The 16,000-nt window shown below is 34.9% G+C and carries 13 protein-coding genes; 4 read left to right on the forward strand and 9 right to left on the reverse strand.

Annotated features, from left to right (window positions below; translation table 11 throughout):
• Positions 1-42 precede the first annotated feature (42 nt).
• Positions 43-2,301, reverse strand: coding sequence for an acyl-CoA dehydrogenase (locus QO200_RS15565; protein WP_371541806.1), 2,259 nt, complete (start codon positions 2,299-2,301; stop codon positions 43-45).
• A gap of 197 nt (positions 2,302-2,498) precedes the next feature.
• On the opposite strand from QO200_RS15565, the gene QO200_RS15570 reads away from it, so the two are divergent.
• Complete coding sequence (locus QO200_RS15570; RefSeq protein ID WP_371541809.1) at positions 2,499-3,500, forward strand: LLM class flavin-dependent oxidoreductase; 1,002 nt, start codon at positions 2,499-2,501, stop codon at positions 3,498-3,500.
• Between the two features lie 6 nt (positions 3,501-3,506).
• Here the strand turns inward: QO200_RS15570 and QO200_RS15575 are convergent, their stop codons facing one another.
• The 3 genes from QO200_RS15575 to QO200_RS15585 form a co-directional block, all read right to left on the reverse strand.
• The gene (locus tag QO200_RS15575) at positions 3,507-4,439 is read right to left on the reverse strand and encodes a transglutaminase (protein ID WP_371541813.1); all 933 of its coding nucleotides are present in this window, start codon (positions 4,437-4,439) and stop codon (positions 3,507-3,509) included.
• 22 nt (positions 4,440-4,461) lie between these two features.
• A complete protein-coding gene (locus tag QO200_RS15580) occupies positions 4,462-5,313 on the reverse strand; it encodes a substrate-binding domain-containing protein (protein WP_371541816.1) in 852 nt (283 codons plus the stop codon).
• Positions 5,314-5,427: 114 nt separating this feature from the next.
• Entirely contained in the window at positions 5,428-6,945 is a 1,518-nt protein-coding gene (locus tag QO200_RS15585; RefSeq protein WP_371541819.1) for a succinate CoA transferase, read from the reverse strand.
• Between the two features lie 155 nt (positions 6,946-7,100).
• On the opposite strand from QO200_RS15585, the gene QO200_RS15590 reads away from it, so the two are divergent.
• On the forward strand, positions 7,101-7,907 hold the full coding sequence (locus QO200_RS15590; RefSeq protein WP_371541822.1) for an AraC family transcriptional regulator: 807 nt from the start codon (positions 7,101-7,103) through the stop codon (positions 7,905-7,907).
• A 348-nt stretch (positions 7,908-8,255) separates the two neighbouring features.
• On the opposite strand, the gene QO200_RS15595 is transcribed toward QO200_RS15590, so the two are convergent.
• The 5 genes from QO200_RS15595 to QO200_RS15615 form a co-directional block, all read right to left on the reverse strand.
• Positions 8,256-8,786, reverse strand: coding sequence for a GNAT family N-acetyltransferase (locus QO200_RS15595; RefSeq protein ID WP_371541825.1), 531 nt, complete (start codon positions 8,784-8,786; stop codon positions 8,256-8,258).
• A 132-nt stretch (positions 8,787-8,918) separates the two neighbouring features.
• Complete coding sequence (locus QO200_RS15600) at positions 8,919-9,788, reverse strand: nucleoside phosphorylase (RefSeq protein WP_371541827.1); 870 nt, start codon at positions 9,786-9,788, stop codon at positions 8,919-8,921.
• A 148-nt stretch (positions 9,789-9,936) separates the two neighbouring features.
• Positions 9,937-10,266, reverse strand: coding sequence for a translation initiation factor (locus tag QO200_RS15605; RefSeq protein ID WP_371541830.1), 330 nt, complete (start codon positions 10,264-10,266; stop codon positions 9,937-9,939).
• Positions 10,267-10,504: 238 nt separating this feature from the next.
• Positions 10,505-10,888 (reverse strand): GxxExxY protein, encoded by a 384-nt coding sequence (locus QO200_RS15610; RefSeq protein ID WP_371541833.1) that lies wholly within the window; start codon positions 10,886-10,888, stop codon positions 10,505-10,507.
• 172 nt (positions 10,889-11,060) lie between these two features.
• Complete coding sequence (locus tag QO200_RS15615) at positions 11,061-12,011, reverse strand: isopenicillin N synthase family dioxygenase (protein WP_371541835.1); 951 nt, start codon at positions 12,009-12,011, stop codon at positions 11,061-11,063.
• A gap of 173 nt (positions 12,012-12,184) precedes the next feature.
• On the opposite strand from QO200_RS15615, the gene QO200_RS15620 reads away from it, so the two are divergent.
• Entirely contained in the window at positions 12,185-14,161 is a 1,977-nt protein-coding gene (locus QO200_RS15620) for a thiamine pyrophosphate-dependent enzyme (RefSeq protein ID WP_371541837.1), read from the forward strand.
• A gap of 68 nt (positions 14,162-14,229) precedes the next feature.
• The gene (locus tag QO200_RS15625; RefSeq protein WP_371541840.1) at positions 14,230-15,978 is read left to right on the forward strand and encodes a DUF885 domain-containing protein; all 1,749 of its coding nucleotides are present in this window, start codon (positions 14,230-14,232) and stop codon (positions 15,976-15,978) included.
• The last annotated feature ends 22 nt before the right edge of the window (positions 15,979-16,000 follow it).

The raw sequence follows: 16,000 nt of genomic DNA on the forward strand, positions 1-16,000 counted from the left end.
GTGGATTAATTTATAAATGACATGAATTGAACGTCAAGGCTCTTAGAATGCAATTGGCGCAGCAAGACAACTGTCAGGAATATCAAATGCATTTACAAGAGAAACAGCATCCTGTCTAATTTCCCAGCAAAGCTGATTGACCATCTTGCGTATGGCTTTTGTTTTTACAGCTTCCATATAACCATCTTCAAGATACCATCCTTTATTTTTTTCAATCTGAGAAAGTGCATACAATTGATATAATTTTAGCATGACTTCCTTCGTGTTTTTGTCTTTGATGGTTTCTATGGCCTCTTGAAACTGCTCAAGAACAACTCGTTCAAGATAGGCTTGAGCAACGTCAATCATTTGATGCTGCACAACATTAAAAGCATCATAAGGATCAAGTCCGCTATCAATTAGTTTTTTTATTCGCTTTGCTGCAGACGCCAATGTTGTTTTCTCTCTATACTGAAAAGCATTCAAATGAAACTCCTCATCAATTAAATGAGAATCATCTGTTTTTCTAGTAATAATTGGATTCTTTTCAGAAATAGAAGTTTTGGCATTCTCATAAACATAACTTATCATTCCCATTGCGTCCATTTTTCCAAATGATTTTCTAAATTCGGACAAACGGTTTTTGGCAACTAATTGCATTAATACGGTATTATCACCTTCAAAAGTGGTGTAAATTTCAGTATCGTTTTTTAAAGCATCAATACGATTTTCAGATAAATAACCTTTCCCGCCACAAGCCTCACGACATTCCTGTAAAATAGCAGTTGTACTCCAAGTAGAGTAGGCTTTCATACCTGCGGCGAGGGCTTCAATTTCAGGCATTTCAGATTCACTTTTATTGATGAAACGCTGCGTAACGTATTGTAACGCAAAATGGATTGCATATGTTTTTGCTAGCGAAGGAAGGAGTCTGCGTTGGTGGATTCTGTAATTTAAGATTGGAACTTCAGAACCGCCTTCAGGTCCAAATTGCCTGCGCTGATCGCTATATCTAATTGCAATTGTTAACCCAGATTTGGCTGCAGCCAATGCAGATCTAGGAATACCAATTCTGCCACCAACCAAAGTTCCTAGCATTGTAAAAAACCGTCTATTATCACTTGGAATCGGGCTTTCAAATTCTCCCTTTTCATTTATCGAGGAAAACCGATCTAGCATATTTTCTTTTGGAATCACTACATTTTCAAAACGAATTGTACCATTATCAACGCCATTAAGCCCCATTTTTAGTCCGCAATCACCTATAGTAATTCCTTTTAGAACAATACTGTTAGCATCACGAAGCGGAACGATAAATACATTTACACCATAATCAGTTTCACCAATGATTAATTTAGCAAAAACCGTTGCCATTTGTCCATGTACAGCGGCGTTACCAATGTATTCTTTTTGCGCCTTTTCATGCGGTGTGTGAATGGTAAATGTTTGGTCTTTATGATTATATGTGGCTGTTGTTTCCATTCCTTTAACATTCGAGCCGTGATTCGTTTCTGTCATAGCAAAACAACCTGGAAGTTGAAGAGAGCCAATATCTTTTAAGTACTTACTGTAATGTTTTTCGGTTCCAAGGGATTGAATACTCATTCCCCAAAGTCCAAATTGTACTCCAAACTTGATTACTAAGCTTAAATCGTGGTAACTCAATGTTTCCATTACTGCAAAATAATCTTCAATATTATCGCCACCACCATATTCTTTTGGATACGCCATATTCCCCAGATTTTCTTTTGCTAGGATTTTACACCAATCATAGACTTTTTCCCTATAAACAGACGTGTCCGTTGAAGTTTCATAGGCAAATTCAGGTTGGCTAATAATAGCTTTTACTTTTTTTATAATATCGGCTTGTTTCCCATCGAGAATTTGAGTCAATTTTTCTATTTCAAATCTATTGTTAGTTTGATGATTAGAAGTATAGGTCTTCGCAATTGTTTTGAAGTCTCTCATAGCTTCTTCGCCTGAAATCCCTAAATCATTTTCGAGTTGTCTGAAAGCATGTCTATGGGCGCTAATTACTTTATCACTTTCAGACAGTAAGATTGAAATGTCAAAAATGGATCTGATTGAAGGGTTGTTCTGAAGAATAATTTCAATTTCAGATTTCCAATTAGCCACAGCTTCTCTCGTTGGTGGGGATGAAATAGCAATTTTTGAGAGAAGTAACTCCTGTTCCTCCTTGGAAATCCAGCCCTGGGAAATGATGAATTTTTGTAAAGTCAAGAATTCTTTCTGGCTCAATAGATCATCAGACCAAACGAGATAAAAAAGAGGTATAAAAGCTTTTAGTTTTGAATTTCCCATGGTAAATTTGAATTAAGTTTTTAAACTTCTTCAAGATAACGAAATTTAACTATTGAAAATGAAAACGATAAAGAAAATCGATGACCGTCAAAAAGTTTAAGGTCGTTACATTCTTTTTAACTTCCTATTAGTATTTCATTGTGCCAAAACAAATAATACAATCCTTACTTTTGTTATTACATTAAGAAAAGAAATCCATGAATAAAAATAATCTCTCCCAAACAAAAATATCAGTTCTAGACCTCGCAATAGTTAGAGACGGGGGTAATGTAGCTGATACTTTTAAAAATAGTCTTGATCTTGCTCAACATGTTGAAAAATGGGGGTATAACCGATTTTGGTTAGCGGAACATCACAATATGCCAGGAATTGCCAGTAGCGCAACTTCTATTTTAATTGGATATATTGCATCAGGAACCTCTACTTTAAGAGTTGGGTCTGGTGGAATTATGCTGCCTAATCATGCACCACTAATCATTGCGGAACAATTTGGAACACTGGCAACACTTTTTTCAGACCGAATTGATTTAGGCTTAGGTCGTGCTCCCGGAACGGATCAATTTACGGCAGCAGCTTTGAAAAGAGATGAACATGCAGCTCAGGAATTTCCCGCTAATGTGGAAGAACTACAACTGTATTTTTCTGAGGGAAATAAAAGAGGACGTGTTCGCGCTATACCAGGCGAAGGATTAGACATCCCAATATGGATTTTAGGTTCGAGTACTGACAGTGCTTATTTAGCTGCTGCCAAAGGGTTGCCGTATGCTTTTGCAAGTCATTTTGCTCCTGCACAATTACTAACCGCCATAGCGATATATCGCAATAATTTTCAACCTTCGGAACAATTAAAAGAACCTTATGTTATTGCTTGCATTAATGTAATTGCAGCCGATTCTGATCAAGAGGCGGCTCGTTTAGCGACTTCTTTTAAGAGGTTATTCCTAGGAATTATAACAGGAAACAGACAGCAGCTTAAAGAAGCGGTTGACCCTGGTGAAGGTTTTATGGATCCAATGGAAGAAGCAGCATTGCAACAAATGATTGCGTATACGTTCATAGGCGGTCCGGAAAAAGTAAAAAAAGAATTAGACTATTTTCTTGAAAAAACGAAAGTAGATGAATTGATGGTAGCTTCTGCTATTTATGATCATGAAGCCAGACTTCATTCCTATGAAATTTTGGGACAAGTGAAAAATTAATTAGACTTAATACAGTGTTAATGCACCCAGGATTTCTTCTGACATGAAAGGACCACCTGGGTATTTAGCCGTATAATCCAAGTTAAGCCATACTTGACCGCGTTCATCAATATGATAGTGAAGTTGATTTTGATAGCTTTCCTTTTCAAAAAGTACATTTTTAATTAAGTAATTGACGGTTTCCAGATCATTTAATGTACCTATCAGGATTTCAGGATAAATATGTCCTTTAGTATGTATAAGTCGTGGGGTCCCTCCAATGGACCGTACAGCAGCGGCCATCAAAATAGAGTGGTCGTCACAATCTCCAGAAAAATAACTCAAAGATTCACTTGCGGTTGCAATATAGTCCCCATCTTTTGGATCACTTACATAATTCCAACGGCTGTTTATTTCTTTAAATACAGCAAAACATTGAATTATAGTTCGATAATCAGAATATCCTTTTATGTTTTTGAAATGTTTCGAAGTAGCCATAATAGCAAAATTCCGTACTCGTGGATTTTGGTACTCAATGGCATTAATAATTTTAGATTTATTGGGAAACGGCAACAGTTTCGCAATTATTATATCTTGCGGATTTGGATTATCAGACATGGTATATAACATCGAATCATAATCTTCATAGACACTGTTAAACCCATAGTTTCCAGATGCTGTTCCATAAAATAAAACTAAAATATATAAGAAGATGCAAATGATAATAATGGTTCTTAAGAGTCTTAAAATCAGCTGAATCACAACGATTATAAATAAAAATAAAAGAATTCTGTCAAGATTAAAAAACCAGTTTAGTTCTATTAAATTCTCATGGGCTATGATGAAAAGAGGGATTGCTATTAAAATATTCATTACAAAAATAATAACGTCATCCCAGGGTTTTTTAACCCGAAGTTTTTGTTTAAAATTTTTAAAAGAAATATTTTTAATATTTATCATAGTGCCACCAACAATCAAAAAACTAGAGTAGTTTTACAATTTTATCAAAAGTACCTATTTTATCAATGATTTTCAGTTGAAATAGTTGATTTTGAACATTGTTTAACATTTCGCTTGTTAATGGTTTTTCTGACCATTCTGTTAATGACAACCATTCTTGAATATCTACTGTTTTTTGGTGGTAATTAGCCGCTAGCGTTTTGTCTATATTAGGAATGTCTTTGAAACTTTTGGTAGTTTTATTGATACAGCTCAAGATGTTTTTAATCACCTCAGGATTGTTTTCTAGTATTTCATCACGAACAGCAACAACAAAGCAAGGCCAAGGAGTGGGGCAGTCGCCAATGCGTCTAAAAACACCTTTATCGACTAATGGTTTTGTCATAAAACGTTCCCACATAAAATAATCAGCATTGCCAGAAGTCAAAGCTTCGACAGCACCATCAATGGTATTGATGATTTCAAATTTAAGATTGTCTGTATTCCAACCTTGATTTCCCGCATTTACGTAAGCCATTAATTGAGAGCCAGAACCTAAACGGGAAATAGCCACTTTAGTATTTTCTAAATCGGAAAGAGTGTTATATTTGGAGTTGGCAGCCACATGAATTCCCCAAATCAATGGACTTTCTACATAAACCTGAACAATTTTAGAAGGGTTTCCGGCAACGATATCTTTAACAATCCCTTCTGTCAATATTACCGCAATATCAGTTTCTCCGTCGCGGAGCATCTGACACATTTTCCCCGTTCCTTCAGGTACATCAGTCCACTGTAAGTCGATATTATGGGCTTCAAAATCTTTGTTTTCTAAGGCTAAGTGCCAAGGTAAATTGAAATGTTCCGGTACTCCGGCAATTTTTATTGTTTTCATTTTACAAATTTATTGCTAAGGTACTAAGAGAAACGAGGATTTCAAATAAAAAAAATCCCTAAACATAGAAAAATGAATAGGGAATCAACAAATTAAAAACTGAAAAATATAGATTTAGTTAGACAATTCAATTGCCTTCTTTTGCATCATACTTCCGGTTTTTGCAAATCGGGTGTAAAAAGAAAAAGCTTCTTCTAGTAGGTGAGGAGTTTGTCCACCACCTAAACAAGCCCGATTGTAATAATCAGTTAGTTCCTCTTTGTAATCTGGATGAGCACAATTTTCAATTATCACTTTTACGCGCTCTCTTGGTGCTAAACCTCTTAAATCAGCTAAACCTTGTTCAGTAACTAGAATATCTACATCATGTTCTGTATGATCTATATGAGGAACCATAGGTACTACATGCGATATTGCATTGAATTCTTTAGAAGCTGACTGCGTGACAAAAATGCTCAAAAAACTATTTCGGGCAAAATCTCCAGACCCACCAATGCCATTCATCATTTTAGTCCCTGAGATATGTGTTGAATTTACATTGCCATAGATATCAAACTCGATAGCAGTATTAATAGCTATAATTCCCAATCTTCGTATTACTTCTGCAGAATTACTAATGTTTTGAGGACGTAGAACCATTTTGTCTTTATATTGATCAAAATTTTCTAGTACTTGTTTGTAACAGGCTTCAGAAACTGTGATCGATGATGCCGAAGCAAAATCCATTTTTCCAGAATCGAATAATTCAAAGGTACTGTCTTGCAATACTTCAGAATACATGACTAAATTTTCAAAGCTTCCTCTTGAAAATCCTGACATCACTGCATTGGCGACTTTTCCAATACCAACTTGTAAGGGCATTAATGATTTTGTCAGTCTACCAACTTCGATTTCATTTTCGAAAAAAGCTAAAAGATGATCGGCAATCGCAGTTGTTTTTTCATCTGGGGCACTAACTAAGGCAGCACTATCCGGAAGTTCTGTAAACACAATTCCCACAACTTTATTAGGATCAATAGTTATATAATCGACCCCAATTCGATCATAAGTAGATTTGATGTTGACAACATCTCTATTCGGATATTTATCATGCATAAAAACATCATGTAATCCTTTAAATTTTAAAGGTATAGAGGTGTTTATTTCAATAATAATCTTATCTGCTAAGTGTGCGAAAGTGGCTGAATTTCCCACAGAAGTTGTAGGTATAATATTTCCTTGTTCATTTACGTAAGTAGCTTCAAGAATTGCAAAATCAAGTTTTGGTAAATGTTTGTTTTCCAATAATTCAGCAGTCTCACTTAGATGTTGGTCTATGAACAAAACCTCGCCTTCATTAATTTTATTTCTAAGTGAACTATCTGCCTGGAAAGGCATTCTTTTATATAATGCATTATTTTTGGCTAGATCAGCATCCGTATTATGTCCTAAAGAGGCACCGGTAATAAGTGTAATAGCTACATTTTCAAATTCTGCTTTTTTTGCAAATGCAGGAAGAACTGCTTTGCTATCGCCAGCTTTTGTAAATCCGCTTGTACCCACCACCATTTTATCTTTTAAAAAATTAGCAGCTTCTTGTGCAGAAATTACTTTGTCTTTGTAACTTTGAAATCGAATTCGCTCTAAATGCATAATTTTTTATTTTTAGTAAGGAATTTAATAATAATAGGTGTGTTTTATTAATGAATTAAAAATAATTAATATTACAATATTACAGAAATTTACAATTGACGAAATATCTTAAAAAGACAAATATTTATCCATTTCGGACACCACAAAATCAATAAATGATTGAAGAAAAGTACTATATAAATAAAGTTGACACGGATAAAAAAAGTATTTATTGTCATCATGATTTGATGGGTGAATTACTAATTCCAACCCATAAACATGACAAAGCACAAATGTTATATACTGAAGGTGTTATTGTTTATGTGATTACGCAAACAAATACTTATTTCTTGCCCGCCCGCCATTTTATGTGGATTCCAAAGGGTGTGGAGCACAGTATTCATACCAATTCTGAAAATGTAATTATGAGAAATTTATATTTTCCTGTTAAAAAGAATGAGCATACTTTTTATGAAAGTGAAGGGATTTATCCAATCAACGATTTGCTACTTCAAATGATGCTTTTTACCAATAGATGGGATGGAAATTTAATAAAAGGAAGTCGAAATTATGATATAACGAAAGCTATTAAAGCAATTTTACCTACAATATGTTTGAATAACTTGCCACTATCCTTGCCTTTTTCTAAAGACGTTCGGCTAACAAAAATAGTAAAGTACTTAGATGATAATTTAGGGGAAAGCATTTTATTTTCTAAAATAGCTGTTCAATTCGGATTTAGTGAGCGCTCACTATATCGATTGTTTCAAAAAGATTTAGGGATGTCATTCATACAATACCTCACTATTCGAAGGATTTTAAAAGCAATCGAATTATTGTTAGAAAAACACCTTACCGTCAATGAAGTGGCGCAAGCTGTAGGTTATAATAGTGTACCGACTTTTAGTAATACTTTCTACAAAATCCTTAGACAGCGACCGTCGGACTATATAAATGGAGAGCGAATTCTAAAAAAAAGTTAGCAATTTGATTTGCTAACTTCTTTAATTTTTTCCAATATTCAATTTAAATTACTTCGCTAATTTATCTAAAGTAGAAGGAATCAGTTCATCTGCCGCTTTGTATGTATCAGGGTTAAAAGTTCTCGAAGCATGATTAGCAATAATAGCTTCAGCGATAAGGCATTGTGTCTTAAAAGCGCTTAAAGTTAATGTATTGCATTAGTTTCGAATTCTTCGTAATACTCCTAGTTACACCAAGGGTTTGGTCATAAAGTGTTCCCAAATAAAATAATCGGTACTGCCATTGCTTAAGGCTTCAACAGCCTCTTCTATGGTGTCTACAATTTAAAACTAAAGGTTGTCTATTCTTCAACCTTGATTATTTGCATTTAATTCATACCAAAGACAAGCAATACCATTCCAATCAAACTCGTTTTTTTGTTGCATTCCTAATTTCTCTAGAATCCTGCGCGAACCAACATTTTCAATATTTGCGGACGCATACATTGTTTTTATGTTCATAATATTGAATCCGTAATCGAGCCAGGCTTTTGCCGATTCGTAACCAAATCCTTGTCCCCAATAATTTTCAATAAATCGATAACCTATTTCGTAGAAGTTAACATGGCCATTTTCTGGTTCAGTAATGAATTTTATACCGCACCAACCTATAAAAGTATTTGTTTCTTTCAGAATAACCGCATAGCGACCTATTCCGTTTTCAAGGTATTGGTTTCTGATATTGGCGATATATTCCCTGCTTTCTTCTATTGAAATAACGGGCTGATTACCCAGAAACTCATGTACATTTGGATTTGAATCCAAAAGAAATATTCCTTCGGCATCGGAAGGAATAATTTTTCTTAGTGTTAAACGATTAGTTTCGATAGTAGCATTCATGTTACAATGAGTTGGTATTTGTACTATATATTTTCGGCCTAATAGAACTCGAAATCTTTTTTTGAGGTTTTCATCGAAAAAAAGATTGTAATCTTGTCTAGAGGACGAGACGGGAAATGACTCCTAAATAAATTAATTATTAGCTAATTTTTCTAAAGTATAAGCGATTAATTCATCAACTGCTTTGTACGGATCTGCACTAAAAGTTCCTGTAGCACGATTTGCAATAATGGCATTTAATGATAACGCATGGTGTCCTAAAAGTGCGGAAAGGCCATAGATTGCAGCAGTTTCCATTTCGAGATTAGTGATTCTATTATCTTCAAATTTGAAATTATCCATTTTAGAATTTAAACTTTCGTCTTGAATATTCAAACGCAATACACGACCTTGAGGCCCGTAAAAACCTCCTGCAGTTGCTGTAATTCCTTTGTGCATTTTGTCGCTTTCGATGATTTTCTCCAGTTTTTCTGAACAGGCAATTATGTAAGGCTTTCCTTTGCGCACATCCCAATTAGTATGTTTTACAAAAGCATCTTCCATCCCTAGGATTGACACTTCATCAACAAGATAGGAGCGAAGCATATTATCCAAGCCTAAGCCGAATTTAGCCATCACAAAACTATCCACGGGAATATCAGCGTGCAAGGATCCCGAAGTTCCAATTCTAATGATGTTTAGCGACGTAAGCTTTTCTTTTGGTTGGCGTGTTTCTAAATCAATATTTACTAAGGCATCTAATTCATTGATTACAATATCAATATTGTCAGGCCCTATTCCTGTTGACATTACTGTTATTCTTTTGCCTTTGAATATTCCTGTTTGGGTTTTGAATTCTCTTTTTTGAGTAGAAAATTCGATGCTGTCAAAAAATTGAGTTATTTTTTCTACACGGTTTTGATCACCTACAAAGATGATATCGTGTGCAATATGTTCTGGTTTCAGATTCAAGTGATAAACGCTTCCGTCTGGATTTAGTATTAATTCTGATGATTGTATCATTTATTTTTATGTTTAACCGCAAAGTTCGCAAGGTTTTTCGCAAAGTTCACAAAGTTGTTATTATTAGAGCGTCCTATAGAAGGGAGTCTATTTCAATTCTGATTTTTATTATTTTCGTTTCCTCCCCTTTGGTGAGGTCAGGAGGGAATTAACCTCCCACGCGTTTTACTTTGAAACCTTTTAATTTCAGAATTTCCATGATTTTATCGCGGTAATCTCCTTGAATAATAATAGAATCGTCTTTAAAAGTACCACCAACGCTTAACTTGGTTTTAATTTCTTTGGCTAGGATTTTAAAATCCTCGTCAGATCCTTCATAACCTTCAATTACGGTAGTAGCCTTTCCTTTCCTTTTTTCGAATTTACATATCATAGGTTCTTTTTGAACGTATAATTCATGCGGAGCTTCTTCCACTTTCTCTTCGGAACCGGGCTCGTGGTCTGGGAATAGATTTTTTAATTGGTCTTGTAAGTCCATATTTTATGTTTTGATTAAACGCAGATGACGTGTGTTTTATTTTTTGTTTTCAGATTGCGTTTAAATTGAACGCAGATAACGTGGATTTAAAACGGATGGTCACGGATTTTTTTATTTACTTGTAATCTTACTTTCTGACATAGCTTTGTTTTTATAATGAATATGATATGAATAATAGAACGCGGATGACGCAGATTTAAAATGAATAATCGCGGATCTTTTATTTATACTGAAAGCATTATTTTTGGTTATTTTGATATATTTTTCTAATAAATTCAGGCTTTTTACCAAAATTTAAAAGCAAACCAACCTCACAGTCAGTAGATTTTAAATAATTTATTAATTGAAACTCATTTGCTTCAATCAGATAATCCTGAGCTTTCAACTCTAAAATTATTAAATCATTTACTATAATATCTGCAAAGTATTCTCCGACTTCAATTTCTTTATAATAAACTTTAATTTTTTTCTGAGCTTCAACTTTAAAACCATTTTCTTTAAGTTCATAATATAAAGCATTTTGATACACTCTCTCAAGAAAACCATATCCAAGTTCATTGTAAACATCATAAAAATGTTTTAAAATAGATTGAGTTAATTCTCGATGTAAAATACTACTCATAAATATTTAAAATAAAACGTTTTATATAAAATTGATCTGCTAAAATCTGTATTATCAGTGTTCCAATTACTTTAAACTCAAATCAGCATTCTCAATGTTGCAATGTTAAACAAAAAGAAAAAAGACATTAAGTAAACTCAATGTCTTTTATTACTAGAAGTAAATTTAGGAATTATTTTTTGATTAATCCTAAATCTACCAAACGTTCATATAGGTAATCACCAGCAGTAATATCTTCAAATTGTTTTGGATGTTCTGCATCAATGCAGTTCTCTAAACAATTCAACGGCATATCACTCACAGGGTGCATAAAAAACGGTACAGAATAACGTGAAGTTCCCCATAATTCTCTTGGTGGGTTAACCACTTGATGAATCGTAGATTTCAATTTGTTGTTCGTGTAACGAGATAACATATCACCTACATTTATTACCAATTCATCCGGTGCAGCAATGGCATCAATCCAATCCCCATTATGGTTTTGAACTTGAAGTCCTTTTCCCTGAGCTCCCATTAATAAGGTGATCAAGTTGATGTCACCATGAGCAGCAGCGCGAATCGCATTTGCAGGCTCTGAAGTAATAGGTGGGTAATGAATGGGTCTTAAAATAGAATTTCCGTCTTTGGCGAAATTGTCAAAATGGAATTCATCCAGTCCCAAACGCAACGCTAAAGCACGTAACACATAAACACCTGTTTTTTCAAGCATTTGGTATGCTTCTTTACCTACCGCATTAAAGCGTGGTAACTCTTTTACTTCAACATTTTCAGGATACTCTGAAGCGTATTTTGAATCTTCACTCACATACTGACCAAAATGCCAAAATTCTTTCAAATCTCCCTCTTTGCGTCCTTTGGCATGTTCTGTTCCGAAAGAAACATAGCCTCTTTGCCCTCCAATTCCTGGAATTTCATAGCTATGTTTAGTTTCTAACGGTAAGGCGAAAAAACTTTTTATTTCACCATACAATTCTTCTACCAATTGATCATCTAAAAAATGACCTTTTAGTGCTACGAAGCCAATATCTTCAAATGCACTTCCGATTTCATTTACAAATTTTTGTTTACGTTTCGGGTCGTCCGAAAGGAAATCACGCAAGTCAACACTAGGAATGTTTTGCATATAATACTTATTTTTTAATAACTTAGAAGGCTTTAAAACCCTTCCAATTACAAATATATTAAATAATTTTATATTAGAATTTTAAAAGACAATAAGTAGATGAAATAATATAACAAATTTAACCAAAACTGTTATATTTTTTTATCTTTGAATCGCGTAATAAAGCCAATAAAATGAACTTTGACAGAAAAAATCTTACTGACGAAACCTTATTAGATTTATATAAAAGGATCCTTAAGCCGAGGCTTATTGAAGAAAAAATGCTGATCCTTATTCGTCAGGGAAAGGTATCCAAGTGGTTTTCAGGAATCGGGCAAGAAGCCATTTCGGTTGGAGTGACGGCAGTTTTAGATAGGGATGAATACATCTTGTCTATGCACCGTAACTTAGGGGTGTTTACCGGCCGTGATATTCCATTGTACCGTTTGTTCTCGCAATGGCAAGGAAAAGCGAATGGCTTTACCAAAGGGCGTGACAGAAGTTTCCATTTTGGAACCCAACAGTATAAGATTATTGGGATGATTTCGCATCTTGGTCCGCAATTAGGTGTTGCTGATGGAATCGCCTTGGCTAATAAGCTAAAGAAAAACGGCAAAATTACCGCAGTTTTTACGGGTGAAGGCGCTACTAGCGAAGGAGATTTTCATGAAGCTTTGAATATTGCTTCAGTTTGGGAGTTACCCGTTATGTTCGTCATTGAGAATAACGGCTACGGTCTTTCGACTCCCACAAACGAGCAGTACCGTTGCGAAAATCTGGCAGACAAAGGAAAAGGATACGGAATGGAAAGTTATATTATTGATGGAAATAACATTCTGGAGGTATACAATTTACTGTCAGAATTAAAAATATCAATGATAGAAAAACCGCGTCCCGTTTTATTAGAGTTTAAAACCTTCAGAATGCGCGGACATGAAGAGGCGAGTGGTACTAAATATGTACCTCAAGAATTAATGGATCTATGGGCTTTGAAAGATCCCGTAGAAAATTACCGAAGCTTTTTAAAAGAAAACGGAATCCTTACAGAAGATTTTGACGCTACGTTAAGAAGCGAAATCAAAAAAGAAATTGATGAGAGTTTAGCTATTACCAATGCAGAACCGGAAATTGAAGCAACATTAAGTGAAGAATTAAATGATTTGTTTAAAATATTTAACCCTGAGTTAATTAATCCATCACAAGACACAGAAAAAATAAGATTTATAGATGCGATTTCGACCAGTTTAAGGCAATCTATGGAACGTCATGACAACTTGGTTATCATGGGTCAGGACATTGCTGAATACGGTGGTGCTTTTAAAATTACTGATGGATTTGTGGCGCAATTTGGAAAAGAACGAGTAATCAATACACCTATTTGTGAGAGTGCCGTAGTATCTGCGGGAATGGGATTATCCATTAACGGATACAAAGCGATTGTAGAAATGCAGTTTGCCGATTTTGTTTCGACGGGATTCAATCCAATTGTGAACTTATTGGCCAAGTCACATTACCGTTGGTTAGAAAATGCAGATGTTGTTGTTCGTATGCCTTGCGGTGGCGGAACGCAAGCGGGGCCTTTTCATTCACAGACCAATGAAGCCTGGTTTACTAAAACACCCGGCTTAAAGGTGGTGTATCCTGCTTTTCCTTATGACGCAAAAGGTTTACTGAATGCTTCTATAAATGACCCGAATCCAGTGCTATTTTTTGAACACAAACAACTGTACCGTAGCGTGTATCAAGAAGTACCAAAAGACTATTACACCTTACCACTAGGAAAAGCGGCTTTGCTGAAAGAAGGAAAAGAGGTTTCTATCATTGCTTTTGGAGCAGCGGTACACTGGGCTTTGGATACATTAGCAAGTAATCCTGAAATTTCAGCAGATTTATTAGACTTAAGAACGCTACAACCTTTGGATACCGAAGCTATTTTTGCTTCCGTTAAGAAAACAGGAAGAGTAATTATATATCAAGAGGACTCCATGTTTGGAGGTATTGCCAGCGATATATCGGCAATGATTATGGAAGAATGCTTTAAATATCTGGATGCTCCAGTAAAGAGGGTAGCGAGTTTAGACACCCCTATTCCGTTTACAAAAGCACTGGAAGATCAATATTTGCCAAAAGGCCGATTTGAAAAGGATTTACTGACTCTTTTAGCGTATTAATTATAGATTTTAAAATGCTGTTCATCGAACAGCATTTTTTTTTACCTTTAAAATCTCAAATAAAACCAATGAAAAAAAACATTTTCTCCATTCTGTTCCTAGTTTTACTATTTTCATGTCAGAAAAAAGAGGAAAAGACAGTTCCAATAGATTCAAATAAAAACTTCGAGAAATACAAAGAAACTTTTGTTACTTCTCTTTGGGAATTGTATCCGGATTGGGCTGCTAATCAAGGATATCATAAGTTGGATAGTGTTTTGGTAGTTTCAGACTCTAGTTATATAAAAAGACAATTAGATTTTGCTCATGCTCAACTGGATTCGCTGCAAAACTACTCTTTGGAAAACCTTACGGACAATAATATTATTGATTTTTACATGATACAAAATCAATTAAAAAGCTCGATTTTTTCCATTGATAAATTAAAATCTTACCAATGGAATCCGGCAGAATATAATGTGAGTGGTGCTTTCGCCGAAATATTAAATGGAAAATATGACTCTTTAGAGGTCCGTCTACATAGTTTTAATTTGAAAATGGATGCGGTTCCGGCTTATTATGAAGCAGCGAAAGTAAATATAAAAAACCCAACGCTAGAACATACCGCTCTTGCTATTTCTCAAAATTTAGGAGGCATATCTGTTTTTGAAAAAGACTTGATTTCCGCTTTAGCTAAAAGTAAATTATCCAATACTGAGAAGAAAGAGATTAAAGAAAAAGCAAAAACAGCAGTACATGCTATTGTGGTTTACACCAATTGGTTAAAGGATTTAGACAATAAAACGCCTCGCTCTTTTAGGTTAGGTGAGAAATTGTACACTGAAAAATTTAATTTAGATATTCAGTCTAGCTATAGTGCCGATACTATTTTTGTAAAGGCAGTAAATCATAAAAAAGAACTGCACGAAAAGATGTTTGCTTTGGCCGATTCCTTGTGGCCAAAATACATGAAATCAACAGCTAAGCCAGCTGATAAGTTACAACTGATTAAAATGGTAATAGACAAGATTTCCCTTCAACATACTACACCTGCTAAATTTCAATCGGAGATAGAGAAACAAATACCTGAACTCGTTGCGTATGTAAAAGCCAAAGATTTACTTTATATAGACCCTTCAAAGCCGTTGGTTGTACGTAAGGAACCGAGCTATATGGCTGGAGTTGCAGGAGCTTCGATTTCGGCACCTGGGCCGTATGATAAAAATGCCAACACCTATTATAATGTAGGTAGCATGTCAGGTTGGAGTGCAGAAAAATCAGAAAGCTATTTAAGGGAGTACAATGATTATATTTTGCAAATACTAAACATTCATGAGGCCATACCGGGACATTATACTCAATTAGTATATAGCAATCAGTCGCCAAGTCTCATTAAAGCAATTTTTGGGAATGGAGCGATGGTAGAAGGTTGGGCAGTTTATGCCGAAAGAATGATGCTGGAAAGCGGATACAAAAACTCAGCTGAAATGTGGTTGATGTATTATAAGTGGAATCTAAGAACGACTTGTAATGCGATATTAGATTATAGCGTGCATACTAAGAACATGACTAAGGAAGAAGCGATGAATTTGTTGATTACTGAAGCTTTTCAGCAACAAGCTGAAGCAGAAGGGAAGTGGAACCGCGTTAATCTGTCTCAGGTTCAGCTGTGTTCTTATTTTACAGGCTATACTGAAATTTATGATTTTAGGGAAATGCTTAAAAAAGAACAAGGTGCTAAATTTAGCCTAAAACAATTTCACGAGCAATTTTTGAGCTACGGTAGCGCTCCCGTAAAATACATTAAGGAATTAATGCTGAAAGCGACTAAAAAGTAAATCAAATTCAGCATTCTGTTAT

The organism is Flavobacterium sp. Arc3 (assembly GCF_041431375.1).
GTDB lineage: Bacteria > Bacteroidota > Bacteroidia > Flavobacteriales > Flavobacteriaceae > Flavobacterium.

Excerpts from the sequence above, each read along its gene's own strand:
- QO200_RS15590 (WP_371541822.1), top strand. The coding sequence starts at position 7,101 with ATGATTGAAGAAAAGTACTATATAAATAAAGTTGACACGGATAAAAAA.
- QO200_RS15620 (WP_371541837.1), top strand. The coding sequence starts at position 12,185 with ATGAACTTTGACAGAAAAAATCTTACTGACGAAACCTTATTAGATTTA.
- QO200_RS15605 (WP_371541830.1), bottom strand. The coding sequence starts at position 10,266 with ATGGACTTACAAGACCAATTAAAAAATCTATTCCCAGACCACGAGCCC.
- QO200_RS15600 (WP_371541827.1), bottom strand. The coding sequence starts at position 9,788 with ATGATACAATCATCAGAATTAATACTAAATCCAGACGGAAGCGTTTAT.
- QO200_RS15570 (WP_371541809.1), top strand. The coding sequence starts at position 2,499 with ATGAATAAAAATAATCTCTCCCAAACAAAAATATCAGTTCTAGACCTC.
- QO200_RS15575 (WP_371541813.1), bottom strand. The coding sequence starts at position 4,439 with ATGATAAATATTAAAAATATTTCTTTTAAAAATTTTAAACAAAAACTT.
- QO200_RS15580 (WP_371541816.1), bottom strand. The coding sequence starts at position 5,313 with ATGAAAACAATAAAAATTGCCGGAGTACCGGAACATTTCAATTTACCT.
- QO200_RS15595 (WP_371541825.1), bottom strand. The coding sequence starts at position 8,786 with ATGAATGCTACTATCGAAACTAATCGTTTAACACTAAGAAAAATTATT.
- QO200_RS15610 (WP_371541833.1), bottom strand. The coding sequence starts at position 10,888 with ATGAGTAGTATTTTACATCGAGAATTAACTCAATCTATTTTAAAACAT.
- QO200_RS15625 (WP_371541840.1), top strand. The coding sequence starts at position 14,230 with ATGAAAAAAAACATTTTCTCCATTCTGTTCCTAGTTTTACTATTTTCA.
- QO200_RS15615 (WP_371541835.1), bottom strand. The coding sequence starts at position 12,011 with ATGCAAAACATTCCTAGTGTTGACTTGCGTGATTTCCTTTCGGACGAC.
- QO200_RS15565 (WP_371541806.1), bottom strand. The coding sequence starts at position 2,301 with ATGGGAAATTCAAAACTAAAAGCTTTTATACCTCTTTTTTATCTCGTT.
- QO200_RS15585 (WP_371541819.1), bottom strand. The coding sequence starts at position 6,945 with ATGCATTTAGAGCGAATTCGATTTCAAAGTTACAAAGACAAAGTAATT.